Source organism: Nitrosomonas sp. Nm33 (genome assembly GCF_900107265.1).
GTDB lineage: Bacteria > Pseudomonadota > Gammaproteobacteria > Burkholderiales > Nitrosomonadaceae > Nitrosomonas.
In genome coordinates, this window is sequence record NZ_FNPJ01000110.1 from 1 (window position 1) to 5,176 (window position 5,176).

The 5,176-nt window shown below is 47.7% G+C and carries 7 protein-coding genes; 6 read left to right on the forward strand and 1 reads right to left on the reverse strand.

Translation table 11 applies throughout. From position 1 onward, the window contains the following. The coding region (locus BLV54_RS14280) for a transposase (RefSeq protein WP_143032536.1) at positions 1 to 520 on the reverse strand (520 nt) is incomplete at its 3' end. A 306-nt stretch (positions 521 to 826) separates the two neighbouring features. Between BLV54_RS14280 and BLV54_RS14285 the strand changes: the two genes are divergently transcribed. From BLV54_RS14285 to BLV54_RS14310, 6 genes are all read left to right on the forward strand, one after another. Beyond that, the gene (locus BLV54_RS14285) at positions 827 to 1,033 is read left to right on the forward strand and encodes a hypothetical protein (protein WP_090572278.1); all 207 of its coding nucleotides are present in this window, start codon (positions 827 to 829) and stop codon (positions 1,031 to 1,033) included. Between the two features lie 43 nt (positions 1,034 to 1,076). Further along, positions 1,077 to 1,646 (forward strand): lipid-binding SYLF domain-containing protein, encoded by a 570-nt coding sequence (locus tag BLV54_RS14290; protein ID WP_090572279.1) that lies wholly within the window; start codon positions 1,077 to 1,079, stop codon positions 1,644 to 1,646. A 34-nt stretch (positions 1,647 to 1,680) separates the two neighbouring features. Then, positions 1,681 to 2,538, forward strand: coding sequence for a DUF2092 domain-containing protein (locus BLV54_RS14295; RefSeq protein WP_218132420.1), 858 nt, complete (start codon positions 1,681 to 1,683; stop codon positions 2,536 to 2,538). Continuing rightward, positions 2,535 to 3,311: a hypothetical protein gene (locus BLV54_RS14300; protein ID WP_090572280.1), complete on the forward strand. Its 777-nt coding sequence runs from the start codon at positions 2,535 to 2,537 to the stop codon at positions 3,309 to 3,311. Before BLV54_RS14295 ends, BLV54_RS14300 begins: the two co-directional genes overlap by 4 nt. A 187-nt stretch (positions 3,312 to 3,498) precedes the next feature. Beyond that, a complete protein-coding gene (locus BLV54_RS14305) occupies positions 3,499 to 4,428 on the forward strand; it encodes a transporter (RefSeq protein WP_090572281.1) in 930 nt (309 codons plus the stop codon). A 228-nt stretch (positions 4,429 to 4,656) separates the two neighbouring features. Beyond that, the coding region (locus BLV54_RS14310; protein ID WP_143032536.1) for a transposase at positions 4,657 to 5,176 on the forward strand (520 nt) is incomplete at its 3' end.

The following is a 5,176-nucleotide window of genomic DNA, read 5'->3' on the forward strand; positions in this document are numbered from 1 at the left end:
CCAGTGCACTTCCAGCCTTATGATACAGCCGGGCATCTGTCGGGTAATTGATCGCTTTTTCCTGCACCGTGCTATCCACGTTTACTGCTGTGAGCGATGTCTTTGATACGGTCTGCGTGGCAATTCCTGCTACCACCGTCAGACTTAACATGAATTCACAGCCTGCTTCGCCTATGCGGTCACGAAATCTCGTCATCTGGCTGGGATCGATTGGCAATTCGTGGCGAAAGTATTCTTCTCCACAGATGTATTGCCAATAGGGATTCTCCACCCAGCGTTCCACCACCGTTTCATCCGATTCGTTGAAAGTGTGCTTCAGGTAGTGCAGCCCTACCATCAAGCGGATCGGAATAGCTGGGCGGCCTTCATCTGAATACAGTCGGTCAAACCGCTCTTCTACTACAGACCAGTCAATCTTCCCTGCCAGGCGATACAGCTCGTGGCGCTGGTCCAACATCTGCTCCAGTCTCATGCAAAAAAGATCATCACAGGGGGTGGGTTCTTGCTTCTTTGGCTTCATCAATTCACCAGAAATTAGGGGTCAATAGTATTAATTCTGGCAAATTCCATACCTTTTGAGTATCCCTCAATGCCAATATTTATGCTAGCTTCTATAGTATTTCAGGGGCGACTAATTATTGTATTTCAGTAGTCTGTTGAAATATCAATGCATAATAAAAAGTGCTTTTGTTTTTTTCTATATATCAGGATCTTTTGCAGATCGAGTTAGGAATACTGACTAATCAGTCAGTAATGAGAGTGCTTAGTGCGTGGATTTGGCACGTTTGCTTCATGTTCCTCATCTTAGACATTGGAGGATAAAAACATGGCTAAAAAGATATGTACACCTGTTAACCACCAAAGCGAATACGACATTACCTCGCGAGATAATTTCAGCCTTGAGTCTTGTGAAGCGATGATTCGCAATACTGCATTTTACTTCGAAGCAAAGCGTGCCTGCACTCTTGGATTTGATCTTGATTGCAAGCTTGTGGCTGCAGTTGAACTTAAGCGCAGCATGCGTAAATCATAGGAGTCAGTATGAAAACCAAATCAAAACCGATAGGAGAATCACTATGAGAACCAAATTAACGATTTGCTTAATTTTGATCACAGTTTCAGCATCGATGCTAATCGGTTGTGAATCTCCTGGCAGCAAGCAAGTTAATCCAGCGGCTGCGGTTGAAATCGATCGTGAAGTCGATATTGCTTTGGCGCAGCTTTTTCAAACGACGCCTGAGGCGAGAGATTTAGCGGCACGTGCGAAAGGTATTCTGGTGTTTCCAAACATTCTCAAGGCAGGATTTATCGCGGGGGCGCAGTACGGAAAGGGCGCTATGCGTAAAGGGCGAATGACAACTGGTTACTATAACATTGTTGCTGCCTCGTACGGTTTGCAAGCTGGAGTACAGTCGTTTAGTTATGCAATGTTTTTCATGAACAATGAGGCACTTAATTATCTCGATAGCAGCGCGGGATTTGAAATCGGTGTAGGTCCGAGTGTCGTCGTTGTGGATGCGGGAGTTGCCAGGACGTTAACGACTACGACGCTCAAGGACGATGTTTATGCATTCATATTTGGGCAGCAAGGCTTAATGGCTGGTTTGGGTTTGCAAGGATCGAAGATCTCCAGGATTACACCTTGAGCAGCTCGAAACTATCAGCTAAAGGAGACGAACTATGAAGAGCAAAATACAAATGAAAATATGGATAACATTTTATTTGATCATCCTGATTGCCCCATTAGGTTGGGCACAGAAGGAATCGCTGGGGGAGTCAGAGCCTTCGAAGATTTCATCAACAAATTTGCCATTAACCGAGGAGCAAGCAGCAGCCAGGGATATGCTTAAGCGCATGGCCGAATTTTTGGCAAAGGCACAGAAGTACAGTGTTAACGTCAAAGCGAGTTATGAAGTGCTACAAGAATCCGGTCAGAAGATTGAATTTGGCGAGAACCGGAAAGTTATCGTAAATCGCCCTAATGGATTGCGCGTAGAAGCGGAGCATAGTGATGGCGAGAAACATTTTGTCCTGTATGACGGCAAGGAAATCACAGTGTTCACTCCGGCAGAGGATGTTTATGCCCAGACAACCAAAATCGGCGGAATTGATGAAGCAGTTATGTACTTCCTCAGAGATCTCGGCATGAGATTGCCACTTGCCATGCTCTTAACAAGCCGGCTACCAGAAGAACTCGATCGCCGCACTCAAACACTCGATTATGTGGAAGATACAGTTGTTGATGGGAAGCCCGTTCATCATTTGGCCGGGCGCACTGAAACGGTCGATTATCAAGTGTGGATTATCAAAGGGGCTAAACCACTGCCACTTCAGATAGTGTTGACTTACAAGAATGTAGAAGGTCAACCGGATTACCGGGCGAAACTTTCCGATTGGAATCTGAACCCTAAGATCAAAAATACCCTCTTTGCATTTACTCCACCTAAGGGGGTGCGGAAGATTGCCTTTGCCGCACAATTGCCCAAAATTGCACATGAAGGACCAGCTAGCGAAGCACAAACAGGAGAACAGAAATGAGAACCAAACCTTACTTAATCATTCCAGTTATCACGGCCGCATTCATTTTTCTTATCAGCACCGTGTATGAGGCTGCCGCCCGTATAGGCGGTGGTGGAGGTGGAAGAGCATCTGCTGGTGGTGCAAGGGCGGGCGGTGGTGGAGCTAGGGCGACCGGTGCTGGTTTTTCCCGCAGTGGGGCCGCAGCAAGCGGCAGTTTCTCATACGGCTCATCCAGAGCAGCAACAGGAAGAGCCGGAGCTCAAGCCGCTTCTGCATCAAGAACAGCCAGTCGATCGCAGGCTGCGCAGACAAGGACCACGAGCCGGGCAGAGACCCGAGAAGGACGCCAGGGAGGTTATACAGAACGCACCGATATTCGCCAGCAGGAACGAACCGCGCGAACGGGGGAACGGACTGAACGGGCAGGGGAACGCACTGAGCGTGCTCAAGCCAGAGCGGATACCAGAGAGAGCTATGCGGGGCGCTATTATGATGATCATGGGCACTACCATGATGATGATGACTGGGATGACGGTGAAGTTGCAGCTTTGGCGATTGGTGCTGCAGCGCTGGGTGCGGTGGGCGGGTATGTAGCAGGTCAATCAACAGCGACGCCATCCTCAACCGTTGTTTACAGTGCACCTCCATCGTCGGGTTATGCTAGTCTACCCTGCGCTCCCTACACGACTGTGGTTCAGGGAGTGACCTACTATCAATGTGGTTCTAACTGGTACACTCAGGCCTATGGGGGCAGTGGCGTTACATATATGCCTGTACCAGCACCTTATTAAGCAATCGATGGAGGGGAGCTGGCTACTTTCGACTAAGTAGATTAAGCATATTGGAAGATCAAATCTTTTATTGGGTTGGGGTAATATACCGACTCCTGATGTAATCGACTAAAAAGCTTGCTGCCACCGGTGAGTTACCTTGAAGCCTTCTGGTCGCACTGTTCTCATTTATTGGCCACGAACTCGAATGAGTAAGCTTTATCGGTATGAAAGCTTAAGGATAGTTCGTTTTGCAGCAGCGATGTTTTTCCTGGTTGCTTTAGATGCTAAAGGGCAAGTCATCGAACCGCGTACCTATACTAATGCGCCTGTAGGACTCAATTTTCTAGTTACAGGCTATAACTTTACGCAAGGTGGCGTGGGTACCGATCCAGCTCTACCAATTGAGAATACCAAGGTTGAGATTCATTCTACATTTTTTGCTTACGCTCGCTCCTTAGATTTCTTTGGCAAGTCCGCCAAATTCGATGTGGTACAGCCCATTTCTTGGGCTTCGGGCAGCGTCACGGCTAAGGGTCAATTTCGAGATCGAGAAGTATTTGGACCTGCCGACACAAGATTTCGCTTTTCAGTCAATTTCTTTGGCGCGCCTGCGCTTTCTATGAAAGATTTTGAAAATTATCGACAGGATACGGTTATCGGCGCCAGCGTAGAGGTGACTGCGCCTAGCGGTCAGTATAACGAAGACAAGCTTCTCAATATCGGTAACAATCGCTGGTCGTTCAGGCCAGAGATTGGAATTTCCAAGAGTCTGGGGCCTTTGATACTGGAGCTTGCCGGAAGCATTCAGTTTTACACAGCAAACAACAATTTTCTCGGTAGCAGAGTTCGCGAGCAGGATCCTGTCTATTCTCTGCAGGGACACCTTATCTACAGTTTTGGAAATGGTATCTGGTTTGCGGTAGATGGCACCTTTTTCACCGGTGGGCAGACCATCGTGGACGGTGTGAAAAGTGGCAGCAAGCTAGAAAACTCACGGGCAGGCGTGACGCTTTCGCTACCTGTGAACCGATATAACTCGGTCAAGCTTTTCTTCAATACCGGTGTCTCAGTTCGTACTGGCAGTGATTTCAACGCGGTTGGAATTAACTGGCAATATCGCTTTGGTAGCTGGTAGCGATATAAATTGAGACATCGGAGAGCAATGATATATCCATGACTTTTTTGAATATTGCACTACAAACTCATTGCAAGGATTAAGTGCTTTACAACTACGCACCGAGAACATATCTAGTCGCCCCTGAAATACTATAGAAGCTAGCATAAATATTGGCATTGAGGGATACTCAAAAGGTATGGAATTTGCCGGAATTAATACTATTGACCCCTAATTTCTGGTGAATTGATGAAGCCAAAGAAGCAAGAACCCACCCCCTGTGATGATCTTTTTTGCATGAGACTGGAGCAGATGTTGGACCAGCGCCACGAGCTGTATCGCCTGGCAGGGAAGATTGACTGGTCTGTAGTAGAAGAGCGGTTTGACCGACTGTATTCAGATGAAGGCCGCCCAGCTATTCCGATCCGCTTGATGGTAGGGCTGCACTACCTGAAGCACACTTTCAACGAATCGGATGAAACGGTGGTGGAACGCTGGGTGGAGAATCCCTATTGGCAATACATCTGTGGAGAAGAATACTTTCGCCACGAATTGCCAATCGATCCCAGCCAGATGACGAGATTTCGTGACCGCATAGGCGAAGCAGGCTGTGAATTCATGTTAAGTCTGACGGTGGTAGCAGGAATTGCCACGCAGACCGTATCAAAGACATCGCTCACAGCAGTAAACGTGGATAGCACGGTGCAGGAAAAAGCGATCAATTACCCGACAGATGCCCGGCTGTATCATAAGGCTGGAAGTGCACTGG

Coding starts and splice junctions, on each gene's coding strand:
- BLV54_RS14285 (WP_090572278.1), top strand. CDS start 827: ATGGCTAAAAAGATATGTACACCTGTTAACCACCAAAGCGAATACGAC.
- BLV54_RS14290 (WP_090572279.1), top strand. CDS start 1,077: ATGAGAACCAAATTAACGATTTGCTTAATTTTGATCACAGTTTCAGCA.
- BLV54_RS14295 (WP_218132420.1), top strand. CDS start 1,681: ATGAAGAGCAAAATACAAATGAAAATATGGATAACATTTTATTTGATC.
- BLV54_RS14300 (WP_090572280.1), top strand. CDS start 2,535: ATGAGAACCAAACCTTACTTAATCATTCCAGTTATCACGGCCGCATTC.
- BLV54_RS14305 (WP_090572281.1), top strand. CDS start 3,499: ATGAGTAAGCTTTATCGGTATGAAAGCTTAAGGATAGTTCGTTTTGCA.